Source organism: Enterobacter mori LMG 25706, from assembly GCF_000211415.1.
GTDB lineage: Bacteria > Pseudomonadota > Gammaproteobacteria > Enterobacterales > Enterobacteriaceae > Enterobacter > Enterobacter mori.
Window position 1 is genome coordinate 436,560 of record NZ_GL890774.1, and the last position, 18,412, is coordinate 454,971.

The 18,412-nt window shown below is 55.1% G+C and carries 22 protein-coding genes; 7 read left to right on the plus strand and 15 right to left on the minus strand.

Going from position 1 to position 18,412, the window contains the following annotated elements:
- Nucleotides 1-28 precede the first annotated feature (28 nt).
- A complete protein-coding gene (locus ENTMO_RS0103895; protein ID WP_010427428.1) occupies nt 29-415 on the minus strand; it encodes a winged helix-turn-helix transcriptional regulator in 387 nt (128 codons plus the stop codon).
- Nucleotides 416-499: 84 nt separating this feature from the next.
- Here ENTMO_RS0103895 and ENTMO_RS0103900 point away from each other — a divergent pair, with 84 nt between their 5' ends.
- The 3 genes from ENTMO_RS0103900 (at nt 500) to ENTMO_RS0103910 (ending at nt 3,295) form a co-directional block, all read left to right on the plus strand.
- On the plus strand, nt 500-1,348 hold the full coding sequence (locus ENTMO_RS0103900) for an SDR family oxidoreductase (protein WP_010427431.1): 849 nt from the start codon (nt 500-502) through the stop codon (nt 1,346-1,348).
- 81 nt (nt 1,349-1,429) lie between these two features.
- Nucleotides 1,430-2,254: an AraC family transcriptional regulator gene (locus tag ENTMO_RS0103905; RefSeq protein ID WP_010427434.1), complete on the plus strand. Its 825-nt coding sequence runs from the start codon at nt 1,430-1,432 to the stop codon at nt 2,252-2,254.
- 75 nt (nt 2,255-2,329) lie between these two features.
- Nucleotides 2,330-3,295, plus strand: a complete 966-nt coding sequence (locus ENTMO_RS0103910; RefSeq protein ID WP_010427435.1) for a DMT family transporter — start codon at nt 2,330-2,332, stop codon at nt 3,293-3,295.
- Nucleotides 3,296-3,373: 78 nt separating this feature from the next.
- On the opposite strand, the gene ENTMO_RS0103915 is transcribed toward ENTMO_RS0103910, so the two are convergent.
- Nucleotides 3,374-5,023 carry a methyl-accepting chemotaxis protein gene (locus ENTMO_RS0103915; RefSeq protein WP_010427437.1) on the minus strand — a complete coding sequence of 550 codons (1,650 nt, stop codon included), beginning with the start codon at nt 5,021-5,023 and terminating at the stop codon, nt 3,374-3,376.
- A gap of 245 nt (nt 5,024-5,268) precedes the next feature.
- On the opposite strand from ENTMO_RS0103915, the gene ytfE reads away from it, so the two are divergent.
- Nucleotides 5,269-5,931, plus strand: coding sequence for an iron-sulfur cluster repair protein YtfE (gene ytfE / locus ENTMO_RS0103920; RefSeq protein ID WP_010427438.1), 663 nt, complete (start codon nt 5,269-5,271; stop codon nt 5,929-5,931).
- A 96-nt stretch (nt 5,932-6,027) separates the two neighbouring features.
- On the opposite strand, the gene cycA is transcribed toward ytfE, so the two are convergent.
- On the minus strand, nt 6,028-7,437 hold the full coding sequence (cycA, locus tag ENTMO_RS0103925) for a D-serine/D-alanine/glycine transporter (RefSeq protein ID WP_010427439.1): 1,410 nt from the start codon (nt 7,435-7,437) through the stop codon (nt 6,028-6,030).
- 311 nt (nt 7,438-7,748) lie between these two features.
- Complete coding sequence (fklB, locus tag ENTMO_RS0103930) at nt 7,749-8,369, minus strand: FKBP-type peptidyl-prolyl cis-trans isomerase (protein WP_010427440.1); 621 nt, start codon at nt 8,367-8,369, stop codon at nt 7,749-7,751.
- A 232-nt stretch (nt 8,370-8,601) separates the two neighbouring features.
- Here fklB and ENTMO_RS0103935 point away from each other — a divergent pair, with 232 nt between their 5' ends.
- On the plus strand, nt 8,602-9,237 hold the full coding sequence (locus ENTMO_RS0103935) for an OapA family protein (RefSeq protein ID WP_010427441.1): 636 nt from the start codon (nt 8,602-8,604) through the stop codon (nt 9,235-9,237).
- A gap of 45 nt (nt 9,238-9,282) precedes the next feature.
- On the opposite strand, the gene ENTMO_RS0103940 is transcribed toward ENTMO_RS0103935, so the two are convergent.
- The 5 genes from ENTMO_RS0103940 to rpsF form a co-directional block, all read right to left on the minus strand.
- Nucleotides 9,283-10,212 carry a DMT family transporter gene (locus ENTMO_RS0103940; protein ID WP_010427442.1) on the minus strand — a complete coding sequence of 310 codons (930 nt, stop codon included), beginning with the start codon at nt 10,210-10,212 and terminating at the stop codon, nt 9,283-9,285.
- A gap of 152 nt (nt 10,213-10,364) precedes the next feature.
- Nucleotides 10,365-10,814, minus strand: coding sequence for a 50S ribosomal protein L9 (gene rplI / locus ENTMO_RS0103945; protein ID WP_008502894.1), 450 nt, complete (start codon nt 10,812-10,814; stop codon nt 10,365-10,367).
- A 41-nt stretch (nt 10,815-10,855) separates the two neighbouring features.
- Nucleotides 10,856-11,083 carry a 30S ribosomal protein S18 gene (rpsR, locus tag ENTMO_RS0103950; RefSeq protein ID WP_000135199.1) on the minus strand — a complete coding sequence of 76 codons (228 nt, stop codon included), beginning with the start codon at nt 11,081-11,083 and terminating at the stop codon, nt 10,856-10,858.
- 4 nt (nt 11,084-11,087) lie between these two features.
- On the minus strand, nt 11,088-11,402 hold the full coding sequence (gene priB, locus ENTMO_RS0103955; protein ID WP_008502895.1) for a primosomal replication protein N: 315 nt from the start codon (nt 11,400-11,402) through the stop codon (nt 11,088-11,090).
- A gap of 6 nt (nt 11,403-11,408) precedes the next feature.
- A complete protein-coding gene (rpsF, locus tag ENTMO_RS0103960; protein ID WP_010427444.1) occupies nt 11,409-11,804 on the minus strand; it encodes a 30S ribosomal protein S6 in 396 nt (131 codons plus the stop codon).
- 343 nt (nt 11,805-12,147) lie between these two features.
- Between rpsF and yjfY the strand changes: the two genes are divergently transcribed.
- Nucleotides 12,148-12,423, plus strand: a complete 276-nt coding sequence (gene yjfY / locus ENTMO_RS0103965) for a DUF1471 family protein YjfY (protein WP_010427445.1) — start codon at nt 12,148-12,150, stop codon at nt 12,421-12,423.
- Between the two features lie 140 nt (nt 12,424-12,563).
- On the opposite strand, the gene ENTMO_RS0103970 is transcribed toward yjfY, so the two are convergent.
- The 6 genes from ENTMO_RS0103970 to ulaA are packed head-to-tail and all read right to left on the minus strand — an operon-like array spanning nt 12,564 to nt 16,971.
- Entirely contained in the window at nt 12,564-13,250 is a 687-nt protein-coding gene (locus ENTMO_RS0103970; protein WP_010427447.1) for an L-ribulose-5-phosphate 4-epimerase, read from the minus strand.
- Nucleotides 13,243-14,103, minus strand: coding sequence for an L-ribulose-5-phosphate 3-epimerase (locus ENTMO_RS0103975; protein WP_010427449.1), 861 nt, complete (start codon nt 14,101-14,103; stop codon nt 13,243-13,245). Before ENTMO_RS0103975 ends, ENTMO_RS0103970 begins: the two co-directional genes overlap by 8 nt.
- Nucleotides 14,104-14,112: 9 nt before the next feature.
- Nucleotides 14,113-14,763 (minus strand): 3-keto-L-gulonate-6-phosphate decarboxylase UlaD, encoded by a 651-nt coding sequence (ulaD, locus tag ENTMO_RS0103980; protein WP_010427450.1) that lies wholly within the window; start codon nt 14,761-14,763, stop codon nt 14,113-14,115.
- Nucleotides 14,764-14,775: 12 nt separating this feature from the next.
- The gene (ulaC, locus tag ENTMO_RS0103985; RefSeq protein WP_010427452.1) at nt 14,776-15,243 is read right to left on the minus strand and encodes a PTS ascorbate transporter subunit IIA; all 468 of its coding nucleotides are present in this window, start codon (nt 15,241-15,243) and stop codon (nt 14,776-14,778) included.
- A gap of 9 nt (nt 15,244-15,252) precedes the next feature.
- A complete protein-coding gene (gene ulaB / locus ENTMO_RS0103990; RefSeq protein WP_000218355.1) occupies nt 15,253-15,558 on the minus strand; it encodes a PTS ascorbate transporter subunit IIB in 306 nt (101 codons plus the stop codon).
- A gap of 12 nt (nt 15,559-15,570) precedes the next feature.
- The gene (ulaA, locus tag ENTMO_RS0103995) at nt 15,571-16,971 is read right to left on the minus strand and encodes a PTS ascorbate transporter subunit IIC (protein ID WP_010427454.1); all 1,401 of its coding nucleotides are present in this window, start codon (nt 16,969-16,971) and stop codon (nt 15,571-15,573) included.
- A 358-nt stretch (nt 16,972-17,329) separates the two neighbouring features.
- Between ulaA and ulaG the strand changes: the two genes are divergently transcribed.
- Nucleotides 17,330-18,394: an L-ascorbate 6-phosphate lactonase gene (gene ulaG / locus ENTMO_RS0104000; RefSeq protein WP_010427455.1), complete on the plus strand. Its 1,065-nt coding sequence runs from the start codon at nt 17,330-17,332 to the stop codon at nt 18,392-18,394.
- Nucleotides 18,395-18,412 lie beyond the last annotated feature (18 nt).

Sequence of the window (18,412 nt, forward strand, 5' to 3'; positions counted from 1 at the left end):
GGGTAAGGCGAAGCCGCCACCCGGCTTTTTACGCCGCACGATCGTCGCGATTAGCCATCACCTTCGGCGTATTTACCTCAATCCAGTCCGCCAGCGCGGCCACTTTCTCGCTCACCTCAACGCCCAGCGGCGTCAGACTATACTCTACGTGCGGCGGCACAACCGGATATGACACGCGATCGACAAATCCGTCTTGCTCCAGCGCCTGAAGCGACTGGGCCAGCATCTTCTCGCTCACGCCGCCCATCTTGCGGCGCAGGTCGCTAAAGCGATGCGTACCCTCGCGTAACGCCACCAGGATCAGCACGCCCCAGCGGCTGGTGACGTGCTTAAGCACGTCCCTTGAAGGGCACTGTTCCGCGAAGAGATTGCCATCGCGCATTTGCTCGCTGAGTGTCGGAATGGTCTTTTTCATACTTACCTTTTTGTACGTACTTACTAAAAGTTAGCTTCAATGTTAGTGTGCCACAACACCAGACAAACACGAAGGAGATTCATCATGATCGCGATTACCGGCGCTACCGGCCAGCTTGGCCAGCTCGTTATTGAAGAACTGCTGAAAACCGTTCCAGCCAGCCAGATCGTGGCTATTGTGCGTAACCCCGCGAAAGCTGAAGCGTTGAGCAACCAGGGTATTGTGGTTCGTCAGGGGGATTACACCGACCAGGCGGCGTTCACGACTGCGCTGAACGGCGTGGATAAACTGCTGCTGATCTCATCCAGCGAAGTGGGCCAGCGCGCCACGCAGCACCAGAACGTCATTAACGCCGCCAAAGCGGCAGGCGTGAAGTTTATCGCCTACACCAGCCTGCTGCATGCGGACACATCGCCGCTCGGCCTTCACGTTGAACACGTCGATACCGAAAAAGCGCTGGCAGAGTCTGGCGTGCCATATGCCCTGCTGCGCAACGGCTGGTACACCGAAAACTATCTGGCGAGCGCACCGCCGGCGCTGGAGCATGGCGTGTTTATTGGTGCTGCAGGCGAAGGCAAAATCGCTTCTGCGACCCGTGCAGATTACGCAGCGGCTGCAGCCAAGGTCGTTTCTGAGGACGGTCACGCAGGTAATGTGTATGAACTGGCGGGCGACAGCGCGTGGACGCTGAGCGAACTGGCGGCTGAACTGAGCAAGCAGAGCGGTAAGCCCGTGGCGTATCAGAACCTGAGCGAAGCCGATTTTGCCGCCGCGCTGAAGGGCGTTGGCCTGCCTGCCGGGCTGGCGGATATGCTGGCGGATTCAGACACCGGCGCATCCAAAGGCGGACTGTTCGACGACAGCCGTACCCTGAGCAAGCTTATCGGTCGCCCAACGACGACGCTGGCGGAGAGCGTCAAATCCATCCTGTAAATGTTACGGATTGGTTATTTTTTGTGGCATCCCCTCGGGTCATCTCTGATAATGAAGCGATGACCCACGAGGAGGCTTACCGTGCAAGGCGTACCGGAACAGTTCATTGATGAGAGAGACAGCGCGCGCTTTCGCCATCTGGCGCAGCTGCCTGGTCTGGAACTCTATCACGCACATATCTCTGATTACGCCTTTGAGCCTCACACGCACGAAGCCTTCGGGATTGGCACCATTGAAACCGGCGCCGAACGCTTCCGCTATCGCGGTACCCAGCACCTCGCCTCCGAGAAATCCGTTGTCACCATGAACCCGGACGAGATCCACACCGGGGAATCCGCCACTGAAGACGGCTGGCGCTACCGGATGGTCTATATCGAACCCGACCTGCTGGAAGAGGTGACCGGCCTGCGTCACTGGTGGTTTAGCGACGTCTCCCGCTACGACCCGCAGCGCTCGCTGCAAATCGGCCAGCTTATTTACGGCCTGTGGCATACGAACGACCCGCTGGCACAAAAAGGAATGCTGCTGGATCTGATTGAGACGTTCCGACCGTTAGCCCATCACGCGCCGGTGATTCAGGAAGGCGCACACCGGTTCGAACGTGTTCGCGAGTATCTGCACGATAACTATATGCACCCTCTGACGCTGGACGAGCTGGCAAACGTTGTCTCGCTCAGCCCGTACCATTTCCAGCGCCAGTTCAAAGCCCATTTTCACATCACGCCGCATCAAATGCTGATGGCGATTCGCCTGTGGCGCGCCAAAGCGTTTCTCACCCACGGCATGCCCGCCGCCGAAGTGGCTGCCGCAACCGGGCTGACCGACCAGTCGCATCTGACCCGCGCCTTTACCCGCCGCTACGGCATTACGCCGGTGCGTTATCAAAAACAGGTTGCGCAGCGCTAATGCGCAATCTCATACAATACGCACATATTTCGCCCTCCTACACTGAGTGCAAAGTAAATCAATGTGGATGGAAAAATGATTAGCGGCGTGTTGTATGCCCTGCTTGCAGGTTTGATGTGGGGGCTGATTTTTGTCGGCCCGCTGATAGTGCCGGAATACCCGGCGATACTGCAGTCCACGGGGCGTTATCTGGCGCTGGGGCTGATTGCCCTCCCTCTGGCCTGGCTGGGGCGGGCGCGCTTGCGCCAGCTTAGCCGCCAGGACTGGCTGACCGCGCTGGCGCTGACCATGATGGGTAATCTCATCTATTACGTTTGCCTGGCAAGCGCGATACAGCGCACCGGTGCACCGGTGTCGACCATGATCATCGGCACGCTGCCGGTCGTTATTCCTGTGTTCGCGAATCTGCTCTACAGCCATCGGGACGGCAAGCTGGCCTGGTCAAAGATGGCCCCTGCACTGGTATGCATCGCCATAGGGCTGGTATGTGTGAACGTTGCCGAGCTGAGCCACGGGCTGGATGACATCGACCTGTGGCGTTACGGTTCCGGCATCATGCTGGCCTTTATTTCCGTGGTGTGTTGGGCATGGTATGCCCTGCGCAACGCGCGCTGGCTGCGGGAGAACCCGGACAAGCACCCGATGATGTGGGCGACAGCGCAGGCGCTGGTGACGTTGCCCGTCTCGCTCGTGGGGTATGTCGGCGCGTGTATCTGGTTAGGTCATCAACAGCCGGAATTTGCCCAGCCCTTCGGTCCAAGACCGTGGCTGTTTGTAGGCTTGATGGTGGCGATTGCGGTGCTGTGCTCGTGGGTTGGCGCGCTGTGCTGGAATATTGCCAGCCAGAAATTGCCGACGGTGATTTTAGGGCCGCTGATTGTCTTCGAAACCCTGGCCGGGCTGCTGTACACCTTCCTGATGCGCCAAAGCGTACCGCCGCTATTAACGGCCTGTGGAATTTTATTGCTGGTGGCTGGGGTGGTGATTGCGGTAAGAGCGAAACCGGAAAAACCGAGGGTCGTTCCGGCGTCGGAGATGTGATTTTTGCCGGGTGGCGCTGCGCTTGCAGGGCCTACAAAACCGTAGGCCCGGTAAGGCGTAGCCGCCACCGGCAAGCCGTTAAAACGTTTCCCAGTTCGCTTCAGACGCGGTCGCTACCGGCTGCGCTTTTGGCACATAGCTCTTCACCGGCGCGGCTTTGACAGCCTGGTTGCGGGTAATTTTAAACACCGCCACCGCTTCGTTCAGGCGTGCAGCCTGATCTTCCAGCGCCGCCGCGGCCGCCGCAGACTCCTCCACCAGCGAGGCGTTCTGCTGGGTGACGCGGTCCATCTCCGCCACCGCCTGGCCGACCTGATCGATACCGCGGCTCTGCTCGTCAGAGGCTGAGGCAATTTCACCCATGATGTCGGTGACGCGGGTGACCGCATTGACGATCTCTGCCATCGTCGCGCCCGCTTCGTTCACCAACTGAGAACCCGCATTCACGCGCTCGCCGGAATCATCAATCAGCGCCTTAATCTCTTTCGCCGCCTGGGCGCTACGCTGGGCAAGGGTACGCACTTCGCCCGCAACGACCGCAAAGCCACGGCCCTGCTCGCCCGCGCGCGCCGCTTCCACCGCCGCGTTCAGCGCCAGAATGTTGGTCTGGAAGGCAATACCGTCGATCACGTTAGTAATTTGCGCAATTTTGCTTGAGCTGGTGGCGATCTCGTCCATCGTACGTACCACGCCTTCCACCACGTTGCCGCCCTTCTTCGCGGTTGAGGAGGCATCCAGCGCCAGCCGGGAAGCCTGACGCGCGTTATCGGCGTTCTGCTTCACGGTGGCGGTCAGCTGTTCCATGCTGGCAGCGGTCTCTTCCAGAGACGCGGCCTGCTGCTCGGTACGGGAAGAGAGATCGTTGCTGCCCGCAGAGATTTCGCCCGCGCCGGTGTAAATGGTGTCTGCGCCTTCACGCACCACGCCCACGGTGTTCGCCAGCGACGTTTGCATCTCCTGTACGTTGCGGGCCAGGATCGCCATTTCGTTTTTACCCTCTGCCTGAATCGGCTGGGTCAAATCCCCTGCAGCAATGGCGCGGATATGGTTGATGACGTCCTCCAGAGGCAGCAGCAGCACGCGACGCATCGCAATCCAGCTGGAGATAATCACCGCAATGACGAGAATCATGACGGCAGAGAGGATCCAAAGGATGCGCTTATAGTCGCTTTCGTTATCCTGAATGCCTTTATCAGTGAGCGTGGCCTGCGCTTCACGCCACTCGCGGTAGACCTTTTGCATCGCCGTCTGCTTCTGCTCGGCGTTCTGTTTAAACATATCTTCCAGATTGCCCTGGCCCAGCAGAACGTTCATTTGCGTCAGCGTGGCGGAATATATGCGGTACTGCTCCTCCAGCCGATCGGCCAGTTTCTCATCCAGACCCGGGGTTTCCGGCAGCGCGTAGTATTTATCGTAATGCGCCTGGGCATCGGCCAGCAGATTTTTCGCGGTGTTCACCAGTTCGTTCAGCTGACCGCCATTAATCTGCGACGCCATACTGCTTTGCAGACGCAGCATGCCGCGGTTCAGCGTCACGCGCGCCTGGTTCAGGCTGATCCAGGCGTCGGTAAATTCCGCCACGTTCTGGCTGGAAAGCTGAGAAACGGTGAAGTTCTCTTTATCGTTATTCAGCGCATTGATGAAAATGCCGGCAGAGATCAGCTGCATGATGCCGAGCACAAGCAGCACCGAAATCAGAAGGGTAATGACTTTTATACGTTTAAACATGCGTTGCCTTTTTTATATGCAGGTATTGTCTGACGTGTATCTATCGGCAGGCTCGGCGCGTTGTTTACTGTTTCTACACCTTTAAAAACTTTCTAAAGCACTTTCTTATGTTCATTCAGGGAGTTAAAAGAGACATTTTTTTGTGATCCACATCTCATTCTCTCCCTTCCCTCTAAAGGGTTATAGCCTCGCCTTAAAGATGCATTTAATATGCATCTTATATTATTCATGACGAGGTAACTGCTATGGCCTTCCGCGACCAACCCCTGGGCGAGCTGGCGCTCTCCATCCCTCGCGCTTCTGCGCTGTTTCGTAAATACGATATGGATTACTGCTGCGGCGGTAAGCAAACCCTGGCGCGCGCCGCGTCGCGTAAAGAGCTGGATGTCGAAGTGATTGAAGCCGAGCTGGCACAGCTGGCCGAGCAGCCCATCGATAAAGACTGGCGCACCGCACCGCTCGCGGAAATCATCGACCACATCATCGTGCGTTACCATGACCGTCACCGTGAACAGCTGCCGGAGCTGATCCTGCAGGCAACGAAAGTTGAGCGCGTTCACGCCGACAAACCCTCCGTACCGCGCGGTCTGGCAAAATACCTGACCATGCTGCACGAAGAGCTGTCCAGCCACATGATGAAAGAAGAGCAGATCCTCTTCCCGATGATTAAACAGGGCATGGGGAGCCAGGCGATAGGGCCTATCAGCGTGATGGAAAGCGAGCATGATGACGCGGGCGAACTGCTGGACGTGATCAAGCACACCACCCACAACGTCACGCCGCCGCCAGAAGCGTGCACGACCTGGAAAGCGATGTACAACGGCATTAACGAGATGATCGACGACCTGATGGAACACATCAGTCTTGAGAATAACGTGTTGTTCCCGCGGGCATTGGGCGGGGAATAAAAAAGGCCGCTGCGGCCTGACGCCCTCACCCAGGCCCTCTCCCACGGGGAGAGGGTGCAAAAACTAAAAACGGCAACCGAAGTTGCCGTTTTGCTTTTACCTTACGCCAGCCATCCGTTTCTTACCGATAAACATCCAGCCCAGCCCCAGCGCGATAAACCACAGCGGCGTGACGATCAGCGCCTGACGGGTATCATCTTCCAGCGTCAGCAACACCAGCACGAAGACGAAGAACGCCATGCATACCCAGCACATCAGCTTGCCCAGCGGCATCTTGTAGATCGATTTCTCATGCAGGTGTGGACGCTGTTTGCGGTACACCAGGTACGAGCACAGGATGATGGTCCAGACGAACATAAACAGGATCGCAGAGACCGTGGTAATCATGGTGAACGCGCCAATCACGCTCGGGTTGACGTACAGCATCACCACACCGCCCAGCAGGCAGATGCAGGAGAAGGTCAGCCCTTTCGCCGGTACTGCACGTTTAGACAGCTTGGCAAACGCGCTCGGTGCAACGCCCTCCTGCGCCAGACCAAACAGCATACGGCTGGTGGAGAACACGCCGCTGTTTGCAGATGAAGCCGCTGAGGTCAGCACCACGAAGTTAATCAGGCTCGCGGCAGCAGGCAGACCCACCAGCACGAACAGCTCAACGAACGGGCTCTTGGTTGGCACCACCGAACTCCACGGCGTCACGGACATAATCACGATCAGCGCGAAGACGTAGAACATGATGATACGCACCGGAATGGAGTTAATGGCGCGCGGCAGGGATTTCTCCGGATCTTTGGTTTCCGCAGCCGTGGTACCCACCAGCTCAATCCCGACAAACGCAAACACCGCTATCTGGAAGCCCCCAAAGAAGCCGCTAAGGCCTTTCGGGAACCAACCGCCGTCATTCCACAGATGGGTAAATGATGCCTGAACGCCGGTTGGCGACTGGAAGTGCGTCAGCACCATTACCAGACCCACAACAATCAGCCCCACGATAGCGACGATTTTGATCATCGCGAACCAGAACTCCATCTCGCCGAACATTTTCACGGTGGCGAGGTTCAGGCTCAGCAGCAGGACAATCACCGCCAGCGAAGCCACCCAGTCCGAGAGGCCGGGGAACCAGAATTGCGCGTACGCCGTGATGGCCACAACGTCAGCCATACCGGTGACAACCCAGCAGAACCAGTAGGTCCAGCCGGTAAAATAGCCCGCCCATGGCCCCAGAAGGTCGGAAGCAAAGTCGCTGAAAGATTTGTATTCGAGATTCGAGAGCAGCAATTCACCCATTGCGCGCATCACGAAGAAAAGCATAAAACCGATGATCATATAAACGAAGATGATCGACGGCCCGGCAAGACTGATGGTTTTGCCTGACCCCATAAACAGCCCGGTACCGATGGCACCCCCGATAGCGATAAGCTGAATATGACGGTTTGTGAGATTGCGCCGTAGCGACTGTTCAGACGACGCCTCTTCGTCGGCGACGACTTTGACCTGATCTACCATGTGATATTTTCCTGTTTATGCCTGTCTGTGTTGTTAAGGCTCTTCTGGCCTTTAAATACGTCAAAGAATGACGGTCCCTTGTAAGGGCTAATCGATATTAGGTAAGAATCGGCGGGATGAATACTATGATTTGAATATTATGTTAATAATATGTTGAAAGTGAGTGTCATATCACTCATACAGCGCGAAACAGCTCACAAAAATACACGCAACAGTTTCGTTTGCAAGATAAAATGTTGATTGCGCCGTAACTATAGGTTTTATCACTATTTTCCTCTCCCCGGACGGAGAGAGGAAATAAGAAAAGCCGATTACAGAATTTCCAGCAGCTCGACTTCAAAGACCAGGGTGCTGAATGGCGGAATGGACGCACCCGCGCCACGCTCGCCATAGGCCAGGTTCTGAGGAATGGTCAGTTCCCATTTGGAGCCAACAGGCATCAGGGTCAGCGCTTCGATCCAGCCCGCGATAACGCCGTTAACCGGGAATTCAGCCGGTTCGCCGCGTGCAACAGAGCTGTCGAACACGGTACCGTCAATCAGTTTGCCGGTGTAGTGAACGCGAACGTGGTCGGTGCGTGCCGGGATCGCGCCGTCACCCTGGTTGATCACGCGGAACTGCAGGCCCGATTCGGCGCTGTTCACGCCTTCGCGCTCGCGGTTCTCTTCCAGGTATTTTACGCCTTCTGCTGCCATCTCTTCGAAGCGCGCGCGACGCACGGCGTCAGCACGTTCGTGAATTTCACGCAGCGCGCGGTGCACCACGTCAACCGGAACAGCCGGATGATTGCCTTCCAGCGCGTCAGCGATACCCGCCACCAGCGCTTCCGGTAACAGACCTTCCAGGCCGGATTCGCTCAGCTGCTGTCCTACCTGCAAGCCGATGCCGTAGCTTGCCTGCGCTTCGATAGTGTCAAAAGTCGGGGTGGTCATGGGTTTTCCTTCCATCACATTTAAAGTAGCGGGCAGCATATCAGCCATGCCCTTATGGGTAAAACTTTGTCTTAAGTAAAGGTGACAAACTGCGGCGAAACAGAAACAATAGAGCCAGTCAGGATTTTCCCAAATATGTGTCACGAAAGCTGGCTTTGTTACGCCCATCAGGCAGTTAGCAAACTACACTTCTCAGGACAGGATAAAAAAGACGCGGAGCAGGAGGAGAGCCATGCCCGGGCGATTTGAACTGAAACCTACCCTGGCGAAAATCTGGCAGGCGCCAGACAATTTTCGCATTATGGACCCGCTGCCCCCTCTGCACCGCCGAGGCATTATCATTGGCGCGCTGCTGGTGATCGTGGGCTTCCTGCTTCCTTCTGGCGGCGACGACGTTGATCCCGCGCCGGTGACCCGCAATGCGCAGTTGGATATCCAGTCGCAAACGCGACCGCAGCCGGACGCGCAGCCCATGCAGACGCAGCTGGTGACGCCATCCAACGATCCGGGCCAGGTCGCACCAGTAGAGCCTGAACCCGTTCAGGAAGAACAACCTCAGGAGCAGGCCGCTGCGCCACAGGTTCAGCAACCGACAGGCATTGAACAGCAGTGGCGTTCCTACCGCGTTGAGCCGGGTAAAACGCTCGCGCAGCTGTTCCGCGACCACAACCTGCCTGCTACGGATGTCTATGCTATGGCGCAGGTGGAAGGCGCAGGCAAGCCGCTGAGCAACCTGCAAAATGGACAGATGGTGCAGATCCGCCAGAACGCCAGCGGCGTGGTGACCGGCCTGACGATCGATACCGGTAATGGCCAGCAGGTGCTGTTTACGCGTCAGACCGACGGCAGTTTTATTCGCGCACGCTAGTTCTGTAGGCCGGGTAAGGCGTAGCCGCCACCCGGCACACTGTTCTCAGGCACTCCGCTTATTCACCCACCAGATCCCCGAACAGACCAATACCAGCGCAATCGCATATTTGATATCCAGAATATTTTCCCCAAGGAAAATGGCGGATAAAACTGTGCCTGCCACCGGCACAACGAAGTTAAACGGCGCAATCATACTGACGCGGTTAACTTTCAGCAGCACGCTCCACAGCGCAAAGGCGACGGATGAGAGCAGCGTCAGATACCCCAGCACGGCGATGGCCTTCATACTGTGCACTTCCAGCGTTCCGCCTGTCGCATATCCGCCACCCACCAACACCAGTCCACCGATAGCCAGCTGCCAGCCGGTCATCACCGTGGGATCAACGGTCTGGGAGATGCGTTTTCCGTAAAGCGTGGCAGCGGAGAGAATAAAAGCAGCCAGCACCACAAACCCGTCACCATTCCAGACAAACTGGAAATCGCTTAACCCGCTGTGGAAGTTCACCAACATCACTCCGGCAAACCCGAGAATACAGCCAAGCGTTTTGTTATAGCTCAGCTTGTCGTTGTGGTAGATAAAGTGCGCCAACAGCACGCTGAAGAAGGTTCCAGTGGCGTTCATGATTGAACCATTCACCCCCGTCGTATAGGCCAGGCCTATATAGAAGAAAGTGTACTGAATAGTCGTCTGGGTCAGGCCGAGGATGGTGAGCTGGCCAAACTGCGTGGGCGTAAGCCTGCCAATCGGTTTTCGCTGGGCCAATGCAAATAACAGCAGCAACACACCGGCAAACAGGAAACGGTATCCGGCAAATACCACTTTCGATGGAATATCATCGGTTGCGATCTGGAAAAGCGCATAACCACTTTTAATGGCCGGGTAGGAGCTACCCCAGAGCAGACAGCAGAGCGTGGCGCAGGCATAGGCCACATTTCGGCGCGCAAAGACAGGTGTGGGCAGAGCGGTATCCATGACAAATCTCATAAATAAAATTGCGTTTCAATTTATTATCAGAGAATGCGACAGGAATAGCTACCATACAAGAAGAAATGATGAATTCTGGTCCCCCAGAAAAGCAAAACGCCGGCACAAGGCCGGCGCTTCGACGTGAGCAGAGTAAAAAATTACTCAGCTACTACGTTAACAACCAGTTTAGCGAACACTTCGCTGTGAACCTGGAAGTCAACTTCGTGCTCACCAGTGGTACGCAGAACGCCGTTCGGCAGACGAACTTCGCTCTTAGCCACTTTAACGCCTGCTGCAGAAACTGCATCAGCGATATCGCGGGTACCGATGGAACCGAACAGTTTACCTTCGTCGCCAGCTTTAGACGCGATGGTAACAGTGCCCAGTGCGTTGATTGCTTCAGCGCGAGCGTTAGCAGCCGCCAGAACGTCAGCCAGTTTGGCTTCCAGTTCAGCGCGACGTGCTTCGAAAAACTCAACGTTTTTCTTAGTAGCTGGAACAGCTTTACCCTGTGGAACCAGGAAGTTACGTGCGTAACCCGCTTTAACGTTAACCTGATCACCCAGGCTGCCCAGGTTTGCTACTTTATCAAGCAGAATAACTTGCATTACCTTATCCTCTTAAAGTCGTATTAATGGACCGTGCCCGATTACTGATGACGATCAGTGTACGGCAGCAGGGACAGGTAGCGAGCGCGTTTGATAGCGCGAGCCAGCTGACGCTGGTATTTTGCACGAGTACCGGTGATACGGCTTGGGACAATCTTACCGCTTTCGGTGATGTAGTTTTTCAGCGTTGCGATATCTTTATAGTCGATCTCTTGAACGCCTTCCGCGGTGAAACGGCAGAACTTGCGACGACGGAAATAACGTGCCATATGGCTAGTCTCCAGAATCTATCAAATCAATCTGCTCGGCATGCAGAACCATTTTGCTCAGGCCGTTCTTTGCCTTGTGGCAAGAGATGAACCCCTGAACGATTACTGCGCTACCGACCGTTAAACTGTGAGTAATGGCCTGGTTTTCGTGTCCGCTAATAATAACGGGCATTTGGCACCACGCCTGCCGGTGAAACCCGGCTTCCTCTTGCACAGAACGATGCTCAAGCACGAACTGGCAATGCGGAATTCCTGATGGACTGACCTTTCGAAGGGGAGCCCTGCATACGATGCCGGACAACGCCAGACGGTTGGTCATCAGAAATTACTCTTCAGAATCCCCAGCATCAGAATCATCTGCGGTTTCGTTTGCGAAATCATCGCGACGCTCACGGCGCTCGTCTTTCGCTTTAACCATCGGAGATGCTTCGGTAACTGCGTTTTCGGTACGCATAACCATGCTGCGGATAACGGCATCGTTGAAGCGGAAGGTAGTTTCCAGCTCATCGATCACTTCCTGCGGCGCTTCAACGTTCATCAGAACGTAGTGTGCTTTGTGCAGTTTGTTGATCGGGTAAGCCAGCTGACGGCGGCCCCAGTCTTCCAGACGGTGGATCGTACCTTCTGCACCAGTGATGGCAGCAGAGTAACGCTCGATCATACCCGGAACCTGTTCGCTCTGGTCAGGATGGACCATAAAAACGATTTCGTAATGACGCATCGAATTGCTCCTTACGGATTATTCAGCCTCCTGTCTGGGTCAGCCGAGGCCCGGGGAGGCAAGGAACGTGTTAAAGGTCGGCTGAAAAATTGACGCGTCATAATACTTGCGCGCCCCTGGAAACTCAAGCTGATTGCACAAATAATTCGCACAAAGCGCGAAGCGGGTCTAAGTCGGTGATTTAAAATTAATCACACCGAGAAGCGTTGTTTTTTTGAACAACACCATCAGAAATGGTCACTCATCGCGCAGCGATAAGCGATTACACTTTAATCAGAGCCCATCTAAACCGAGAAGGAGCAGGACAAACCGTCACACAGCACGCAGTCGTGGAGCGCATATCATGAAAAAAATCGCATTAGCCATAATGGCGGCGCTTTTGCTCAGTGCAAACGCGATGGCAGCCATCAAGATAGACAGCCGACAGGCCAGAAACATGGATGATGTGCAAAGCTTGGGCGTAATTTACATCAATCATAATTTCGCCACGGAAAGTGAAGCAGATCAGGCATTAAACGAAGAAACCGATGCCCAGGGCGCAACCTATTACCACGTGATGTTAACCCGTGAGCCCGGCAGCAACGGCAACATGCACGCCAGTGCAGATATTTACCGATAACGCTTTAACGCTAGCACCAGGAAAGCCAACAAAGAGAACATAGCCATAGCTTGACTTGCCCCCTGCCCGGGGGCTTTTTTTTGTGAATGGCTCCGGAATACCACCGGTTACAACTGTTTTTGGTATTCCAGAGCACTTATTCACTTTTGCCCGTAATAGGCATTCGGGCCATGCTTACGCATAAAATGCTTGTTCATCAGGTAATCATCAATGCCCTGAAGCTGTGGATTGATGTCGCGGGCAATCCACGCCATTTTGGCCACCTCTTCCATCACCACGGCATTATGTACCGCGTCGTGAGCATCTTTACCCCAGGCGAACGGGCCGTGCTGGTATACCACAATCCCCGGCGTATGCAGCGGTTCACTTTCGCCCAACGTTTCGATGATGACCTTCCCGGTGTTGAGCTCGTACTCGCCTTCCACTTCAGCCTGCGTTAATGCGCGCGTGCAGGGAATGTCGCCAAAGAAGTAGTCCGCATGCGTCGTCCCTAGTGCCGGTATGGGCAGCCCCGCCTGAGCCCAGGCAGTCGCGTGCGTGGAGTGGGTATGCACCACGCCGCCAAGGGACGGATAACGCCGATACAGCGCCAGATGGGTTGCGGTATCTGATGAAGGCCGCCATTTGCCGTCAACGACACGCCCTTCGAGATCCACCACCACCATATCTTCAGCTTTCATGGTGTCATACGCCACACCGCTCGGCTTGATCACTACCAGACCTTGCTCGCGATCGATAGCGCTCACGTTGCCCCAGGTGAACGTGACCAGGCCATAGCGCGGCAGATCCATGTTGGCTTCAAAGACCTGCTGTTTAAGCTTAAGCATGTTCAGCCTCCAGCAATCCCGCCCGCGCCATACGTTCGCGCACCCAGTCCCGCGCTTTCACGACTTCGGCAGCCGGGTCGGCTGACGTTTCGCTCCACATTTCAATCAGGTAAGGCCCGCAATAACCCGTCTGTTTGAGCGTTTCAAAGCACCGTTCGAAATCCACCACCCCGGTGCCGAACGGAACATTTTTGAATACGCCAGGACGGGTATCTTTGACGTGCACCGCCACGATATGACCGACGCCCGCCTGCAGCTCCATCTGTACGTCGTTATCCCATGCCGACAGGTTGCCGATATCGGGATAAAGCTGGAACCATGGATTATTGAGATAATGCGCGTAGCCCAGCGCCTTGCTGATGGAGTTCATCAACGGGTAGTCCATGATCTCCATCGCCAGCGTGACCTGCGCGCGGCTTGCCATCTCAACGCTCTCTTTCAGACCATCGCGGAAACGACGGCGCGTTTCATCGTTGGCTTCCTGATAGTAAACGTCATAACCCGCCAGTTGGATCACGCGGATACCGACATCCTGCGCAAAGCGAATGGCTTTACGCATGATCTCCAGCCCCTGCGCGCGTATGGCATCATCTTCGCTGCCGAGCGGAAAACGGCGGTGGGCACTCAGACACATGGACGGCACGCGCACGCCCGTTTCAGCAATGGCGCTCACCAGTGCGAGTCGCTGTTCACGGCTCCAGTCGAGGCGAGAGAGGCGCTCGTCTGTTTCATCCACGGACATTTCGACAAAATCGAAGCCCAGCTGTTTTGCCAGCTGCAGCCGCTCCAGCCAGCACTCCCCCGCGGGGAGTGCCTTTTCATAGATGCCAAGCGGGACCTGTTTTGACAACATACCCGCTCCTTAGCCCCAAAGCTGAGCGATTGAGCGTTTAAACTGACGCGCCGCTTCCACCGGAGACGCCGCATCACGAATGCTACGACCGGCAATAAAGACGTGAATTGGAATGCCCTGGAACAGCGGAAGATCTTCCAGCGCCAGGCCGCCGGTGACGGTCACTTTGAAGCCCATATCCGCCAGACGTTTGATGGCGCTGATATCCGCCTCACCCCACGCCACGCCTGCAGCCTGCGCATCACGGCTACGGTGGTAAACCACCTGCTGAATGCCCGCGTCACGCCACTCCTGCGCTTGCTCCCAGGTCCAGAAGCCGGTCAGTTCAATCTGCACGTCGCCGTTAAACTCTTTTGCCACGTCCAGCGCGCCTTTCGCAGTGTTGATATCTGCACAGCAGATCACGGTGACCCAGTCAGCATTCGCTTCGAAGCACATGCGGGAAAGAATTTTGCCTGCATCGGCGATCTTGGCATCCGCCAGCACGATTTTATGCGGATAGAGCGCCTTCAGGTCGCGAACGGCGCGAACGCCCTCACCCACGCACAGAATGGTACCCACTTCGCTGATGTCCACTTCTTCCGCGATCAGACGGGTAGTTTCGTAAGCGTGGGACAACGTTTGGTTATCCAGCGCAACCTGCAACATTGGTAATGACATATTCAGTTCCTCTTAGACTGCCGCCGCAGTGGCGTTATCAATTAAATCCAGCACTTCCTGCTCGGTACGGCAGGCGCGTAAACGGTCAAAATTGGCTTCATCATCAAACAGATTGACGATCTGCATGATGCCCACCTCCTGGTGGGTGTTGGCATCCACGGCGGCCATGGTGATCAGGATGTCGACCGGGTCGTTATCTTCATGGTTAAACACCAGCGGCGTTTTCAGCGTCACAAGGGCAAAGCCGGTTTTTTTCACGCCCTCTTCAGGGCGGCCGTGCGGCATGGCCAGGCCTGGCGCAATCACAAAGTAAGGGCCGTGCTGCGCCACGCCATCAAGAATGGCCTGGTAGTAACGCGGCTCGACAACGTCAGCCTTAACCAGCAGATCCACGCTCAGCTTCACCGCCTCCTGCCAGGTGCTGGCCTCCGCCTGCAAAAGAATGGCGTTATTTTCTGCCAGCGAATCACGTAATTTCATGTTTCGTCCTTACTTCACGTCTTGAGGGAAGTGCTCTTTGATCACTTCCAGCAGTTTTGGGCCGAAATCCGCAGGCGACAGCATGTTGCGCACGCCCACCACATATTTGTTGCCCGTCACGGTGATCTCACCGGCGATGTGGGTAGAAGCGATGATGATGTCTGCGCCGTTCAGCTCACTTTTGTATTCGCCCACTGCGCAGCTGTTCACCGTGTGGTCGATGTTTGACTGGGTTAAAAACTGATCCACTTTCATCTTCATGATCATGGAGCTGCCTTGCCCATTGCCACATACAGCCAGGATACGTACGGTCATAATCGAAACTCCTTAATGAGCAGACACTTCTGCTGTTTGTTTTTCCGCATCTTCTTCAGCTCGCAGAGAACGGCCAGCGAAGAACATATAAGCCAGTGCAATCAGAATGATGACGGCCATAAAGACCAGTCCGACGGAGGCAAAGCCCTGCATCATCGGCGGCGCCAGAATTGACCAGTCAGCCATGCCCATCCAGGCGCTCATACCGGTAAGCTTGACCGCCCACACGCAACCGAAGATTTCAACCATGCCCATGACCAGACACATCTTGAGCGCTGCGCGCCAGCCGCCGAAGTGGTTAGCAAACACGCCGATGGTGGCGTTGGAGAAGAACATCGGGATAAAGCCAGGAATAATCAGGATTGAAGAGCCGCAGCCGACCAGAATGCCTACCGCAATCAGCTGGCCGATGGTGCCCCACATAAAGCCCCAGACCACCGCATTTGGCGCAAAGCTATAGATAGCAGCACAGTCAATCGCCAGCACTGCGCCAGGGATCAGGCGTTGGGAGATACCGTTGAAGGCTTCCGACAGTTCGGCGACGAACATACGTACTCCCTGAGTGATGATGAAAATGGCCACCGCGAAGGAGAAGCCGATCTGCAGGATATAGACCGTCCAGTGGGTTTTACCCGCCATCGCCTGAACGACGTCAATGCCGAAGGAGAGCAAAATGGCGCCGAAGAAGATGGTCATCACAATTGCCGTTGAAACGATGTTGTCGTGGAAGATATTCAGCCAGCCGGGCAGCTTGAGGTCTTCAACGCTCTCTTCTTTTTTGCCCAGGTACGGCGCAACTTTGTAAGCAATCCAGGAGGCGAACTGCTGCTGGTGACCGATGGAGAAGCCGCAGCCATCAGTCACTTCCTGGGTTGGCTTGTACATCATGTTGGAGGTGATACCCCAGTAGAGCGAAACCAGCACCGCGGTGCAGATAATCGTGGTCCACATTGGGTAGCCGAAGATATAGAAAGAAACCGCAATCAGCCCCGCCTGCTGGAACATGATGTGGCCGGTCAGCATGATGGTGCGAATGCCGGTAATGCGGCGCAGCAGAACGTAAATGATGTTCAGGGCCAGCGCGAGCAGAACCGCATACCCCACCCAGCTATAGGCATCCCCCATGCGTTCAATGGTCGCCATCATGGATGCGTAGGTATCAGAGATAGCGCCGTTAATGCCATACACTTCCGACATTTTGGCGACAACCGGCTTAAAGGTGCTGGTCAGAATGCCTGAACCCGCCTGCAGCAACATAAAACCAATAATGGTTTTGATGGTGCCTTTAATAATCACGCTGACGCTTTTTCGCAGCAGGATATAGCCCAGGCACGTCACGATACCCAGCAGCAGCGGGGCGTTGGTCATTACCTGATTAAAGAACACGGTAAAGACGTTGTAGAGGATCTCCATAACTCTCTCCAGAAATGAGAACACGAGGGGCAATCCCTGTGTGGTTGGTGCCATCACTCTAGTAATCACAAATAATCACCACAAGATTGGATTTGATTATTTGTGACGTATCACGCAAATTATTTCCATGGTGTTAGTAATGATTTTCACTACCGTGCATGAAAAATAAATTAATCTTTATAATTCATGTAATTAATGATTAATATCGGATAGTCTAACAAGTAAAAAGCGGATAATCCGTGAAGTCGAACAGATAAAATTCACCATTTTCACCATTGCAAAACGCGTCAAATGATGCCAGCATCAATCACAACAAATCACATTGTGATTACTTTTGATTAAACCAGGAGTCAAAACGATGAGTAAAGTGAACACCATCACCCGTGAATCATGGATTCTGAGCACCTTCCCGGAATGGGGTAGCTGGCTGAATGAAGAGATCGAGCAGGAACAGGTTGCTCCTGGCACATTTGCAATGTGGTGGCTGGGCTGTACCGGTATCTGGCTGAAATCAGAAGGAGGCGCCAATATCTGCGTCGATTTCTGGTGCGGCACCGGTAAACAGAGCCACGGCAATCCGCTGATGAAAAAAGGTCATCAGATGCAGCGCATGGCGGGCGTGGAAAAACTGCAGCCGAACCTGCGTACTACGCCGTTTGTGCTCGATCCGTTTGCAATTCGTCAGATCGACGCCGTCCTCTCTACCCACGATCATAACGATCATATCGACGTGAACGTGGCTGCAGCGGTGATGCAAAACTGCGCGGACGATGTGCCGTTCATTGGGCCGCAGACCTGCGTGGATCTGTGGATCGGTTGGGGCGTGCCGAAAGAGCGCTGCATCGTGATGAAACCGGGCGATGTAGTAAAAATTAAAGACATTGAAATCCACGCGCTGGATGCCTTTGACCGTACAGCATTGATCACCCTGCCCGCCGATCAGAAAGCAGCAGGCGTGCTGCCAGATGGTATGGACGAACGTGCGGTGAACTACCTGTTTAAAACCCCTGGCGGTTCTCTGTACCACAGCGGGGACTCCCACTACTCCAACTACTATGCGAAGCACGGTAACGAGCATCAGATCGACGTGGCGCTGGGCTCCTACGGTGAGAACCCGCGCGGCATCACCGACAAAATGACCAGCGCCGATATGCTGCGCATGGCGGAAGCGCTGAACACCAAAGTGGTTATTCCGTTCCACCATGATATCTGGTCAAACTTCCAGGCAGACCCGCAGGAAATCCGCGTGCTGTGGGAAATGAAGAAAGACCGCCTGAAGTATGGCTTCAAGCCGTTCATCTGGCAGGTCGGAGGCAAGTTCACCTGGCCACTGGACAAAGATAATCTGGAATATCACTACCCACGTGGTTTCGATGATTGCTTCACCATTGAGCCTGACCTGCCGTTCAAGTCCTTCCTCTGATTGTGAAGTCAAATCGCC